2 protein-coding genes are annotated in these 1,259 nt (G+C 34.9%); both read left to right on the top strand.

Annotation, left to right across the window (positions count from 1 at the left end):
* Positions 1 to 296 (top strand): DUF6671 family protein (locus EKL98_RS18265; RefSeq protein WP_317125403.1); only part of this gene is annotated, 296 nt, incomplete at its 5' end.
* A gap of 6 nt (positions 297 to 302) precedes the next feature.
* Entirely contained in the window at positions 303 to 1,259 is a 957-nt protein-coding gene (locus EKL98_RS16285) for an L-threonylcarbamoyladenylate synthase (RefSeq protein WP_126563175.1), read from the top strand.

Below are 1,259 nucleotides of genomic sequence, written 5' to 3'. Positions count from 1 at the left end.
CTTATATAGAAACAGATATGCGAGCTATGTACAATCCAACAAGGATGAAGGTGATTGAAAAAGCTGCCTTCAAATTAGTTGACAAAATAAAATCACTATGTCCAAAATGCAGAACACCGGGATTTGGAATTATTGATAGACGAGAAGGACTTCCCTGCCAGCAATGCCATTTTCCTACTCGCTCCACTTTAAGCCACATCTATTCTTGCCAAAAATGTAGTTATAAAAAAGAAGAAAAATACCCAAATGGAAAACAGACAGAGGACCCGATGTACTGTGATATTTGTAACCCATAAAAAACAATGATAACAACTGATATAAATAAAGCAAAAGAAATACTTCTGAAAAATGAGTTGATAGCAATTCCTACCGAAACAGTATATGGTCTAGCAGGAAATGCTTATAATGAAACAGCAATAAAAAAGATATTTGAACTAAAAAAAAGACCATTTTATAACCCTTTAATTATTCATCTTAAGTCAGCGTCTTGTATTAGCGATGTTGCTTTAGAAATTCCTGAAAGTGCGTTGATTCTTGCTACTACCTTTTGGCCAGGTCCATTAACATTAGTCCTAAAAAAACAACCCCATATTTCAGATTTAGTAACTGCAGGAAAAGAAACCGTTGCCATAAGAGTGCCTAATCATCCAGTAGCATTGGCTTTATTAGATCAACTTGATTTCCCTTTAGCAGCCCCAAGCGCAAACCCTTTTGGGTCCATAAGTCCAACAAATGCGGAACACGTTTACAATTATTTTGGTGAGGAACTGAATGTTATTTTAGACGGAGGGGAATGCGAAAAAGGTTTAGAATCTACTATTATTGGATTTGAAAATAACCAGCCCGTATTGTACAGACACGGATCAATTTCTTTGGAGGAAATAGAAAATATTGTGGGGAAATTAGGCATTACAACAAATAGCGATACATCACCAAACGCGCCAGGTATGCTCTCGCGACATTATGCGCCAAAGACTGATACTTACCTTACCAATAACATTTCTGAATTATTAAAATGTTTTGAAGGAAAAAAAATAGGATTGCTGCTTTTTAAAAATACTGTTCAAAATAAAAGCATTATTCATCAAGAAATACTATCAAAATCTGGAAATTTTAATGAAGCCGCTAAAAATTTATACGCCGCAATGCATCGTTTAGACCAAAACAAACTAGATGTAATTATAGCAGAAAGATTGCCAGACGAAGGTTTGGGCAAAACCATTAATGACAAATTAGAAAGAGCAACAAAAAAAGAATAG

It is taken from the genome of Flavobacterium bomense (genome assembly GCF_003970355.1).
This window is presented reverse-complemented; position numbering and strand designations above follow the sequence as displayed.